At 32.0% G+C, this 2,245-nt stretch carries 3 protein-coding genes; 1 reads left to right on the top strand and 2 read right to left on the bottom strand.

Annotation, left to right across the window (positions count from 1 at the left end):
• Together E1171_RS24900 and E1171_RS04160 are read right to left on the bottom strand one after the other, a co-directional pair.
• A partial coding sequence (locus E1171_RS24900; protein WP_425509603.1) for a hypothetical protein occupies window positions 1-237 on the bottom strand: 237 nt, incomplete at its 3' end.
• 23 nt (window positions 238-260) lie between these two features.
• Window positions 261-1,334, bottom strand: coding sequence for a hypothetical protein (locus E1171_RS04160; RefSeq protein ID WP_155204393.1), 1,074 nt, complete (start codon window positions 1,332-1,334; stop codon window positions 261-263).
• A gap of 321 nt (window positions 1,335-1,655) precedes the next feature.
• On the opposite strand from E1171_RS04160, the gene E1171_RS04155 reads away from it, so the two are divergent.
• Window positions 1,656-2,063 (top strand): VOC family protein, encoded by a 408-nt coding sequence (locus tag E1171_RS04155; protein WP_155204391.1) that lies wholly within the window; start codon window positions 1,656-1,658, stop codon window positions 2,061-2,063.
• Window positions 2,064-2,245 lie beyond the last annotated feature (182 nt).

The raw sequence follows: 2,245 nt of genomic DNA, 5'->3' as shown, positions 1-2,245 counted from the left end.
TACGAATTCGTATCTCATTCTAATTAGGGTAATTAATTTTAAAAGATGGTATAAATAAACGGAGCTACCGCGCTTCCTCCTCCAATTACAATTAAAATTCCCATAAAAAAGAGTAAAAGGATAATAGGTGCGAGCCACCATTTTTTTCGTTCCTTTAAGAAAAGCCAAAGGTCTTTTAGGATGGTCATAGCGAGTATAAGTGTTAACCTTATTAATTTCAATATTATTAACAGTCATGAATTAAATATGTTTAATTCAAATCAGTCAAGGGGGGTGAAATGATCTTCTAGTTTTTCTTTAACTAAAGGAAAAAGGTGATTAACGAACTCCCTGGAACCTTCCTTTGTAAAATGACAGATGTCATTGAAATACTTACCCCTTTTAGGAAAAGCTTTATTCATATCAAGGATATGAAATTGCTTATACGTTTGCTTGTGGGTAAACTGTTCTTTAATGACCTCATTATGTTTCTCAATACCTTTTATCACAAAATCGGGAGTACCCCAGATTTCAATTGGTGAAATAGCGGCACCATAATCCAGTTTTTTTGCTAAAAAGTCATCCAGATTATAATTTGGGGCCTGATAGTGGACAAAGGTAGGAGCTATTACTGGGATATGCTTTTTATTGGCGATTTCTAAAATATCTACATAATTTTCAAAGAAAGTCTTTTTGGTTTTTATATCCTCTCCAAATTTTTTCCACTTTTTGATGGGTTCATGTTGTCCAAGAAAGAAATTTCCATATACCAAAAAGTTTTTTACATATTTGGGATTGATAAAACTAAACAAAAAAGGGAAAATGGAATATTTACTCTTTGAATTGAGTAGGGCATAGATCTGGTTGTAAAATCTTACATGGGAGTAGTCTTTTTGGAAGAAGCCTTTGGGACAGTTGTTAAATCGGGTTTCATTTATGCCATGATAAAGAAGAATCATGTCATAGGCTTTATCTTTCAAAAAGGAATACTTTATCCGGCTGTCCAAAGACGTATGGGCTGGATAAGCTACATTGTGGATTTTGATGGGCAGAGAATATTCTTCTTTTAAACTTTTTGATAATTCTTCTTCGATGTTTCCATACCAATGTGTTAAAACTGATCCTCCCAAAAATAAAATGTCGATTTTCTGATTAGAGGATTCAACTTTTTGCTTACTTATCTTTTCTAAATTTGGATAAAATTTATAGAGCAATCGGGAAGGATTAGTAAATGCATCCCATTGATTGAATAACAGGCAAAAAAACATTCTAAAGGAGAGCTCAAAAAATAAGACAACCACAATTAGGTAGCTTAAATAGAGCCCTATTTTATGTTTTTTTCTAGCTGCTTTCATCTTGATTTATTCTTAGATTCTAGAAAAAGGAAATTACCATATTATGGTAGCCTTTATTTACTTCCTTGTTTTAAATGTAACCAGCTTTACTATAATTAGTTAATTAGGCTTCGGTGGTAATTCCAAAATGGAAAAAGTAGGTGTTGAGAGATTAGGTGATTAATAAATTTGGATTCAGGAATTAATGAGGTTTCCAGGAGAAAGAAAATAATTAAAATACTTAAACATCTTTCAGTTTTATTACTGCAACTGTTTAATTTTCATTAAATTAAGTAGTTATTTTATTTTAATCTCTCATTAATAATATAAATCAATAAACTCATGAAACTCAATCCTTATTTAACTTTTGATGGCGTTTGCCGGGAAGCCATGAACTTTTACAAAGAATGTTTAAATGGTGAAATTGTGTATCTACAGAACTTTGAAGATTCGCCCGAACCAATAAGCGAAGTAGATAAAAAGAGGGTTATGCATGCTCACCTTAAATTCGGTGAAAATGATTTGATGGCCTCTGACTCCAGAACAGAAGATAAAATGGACACTGGAAACAACATTCAACTGTCCGTGAATCTTTCTAACCCTAAAGAAATGGAAAAAATCTTTTCGCGTCTTTCGAAAGGAGGGGAAGTCCACATGCCTATCCAGGATACTTTTTGGGGAGCAAAATTTGGGATGTTAAAAGATAAATATGGTATTCATTGGATGTTTAATTGTGAGTTAAACAATTAATCTGACAAAAATGCTAAAGGCAGTTATCACATTTTAAAGTGGTGCTGCCTTCTTCTTTTCCTAAATTATATTTTACCTTTCCTTTTCCGAAACTCACATCTTAATTAATAAGATACAATTCCCCTTTTTAGTGACTAAAAGGGGAAATATCTCTAATTATAGATTTTTTTCAGGAAAATAAA

It is taken from the genome of Xanthovirga aplysinae (assembly GCF_009711365.1).
GTDB lineage: Bacteria > Bacteroidota > Bacteroidia > Cytophagales > Cyclobacteriaceae > Xanthovirga > Xanthovirga aplysinae.
Note: the sequence above shows the minus strand (reverse complement) of the source record. Positions and strands in the feature narration are given on the sequence as shown.

Bases quoted from the DNA above. Each gene is read 5' to 3' on its own strand.
- E1171_RS04155 (WP_155204391.1), top strand. From the start codon at position 1,656: ATGAAACTCAATCCTTATTTAACTTTTGATGGCGTTTGCCGGGAAGCC.
- E1171_RS04160 (WP_155204393.1), bottom strand. From the start codon at position 1,334: ATGAAAGCAGCTAGAAAAAAACATAAAATAGGGCTCTATTTAAGCTAC.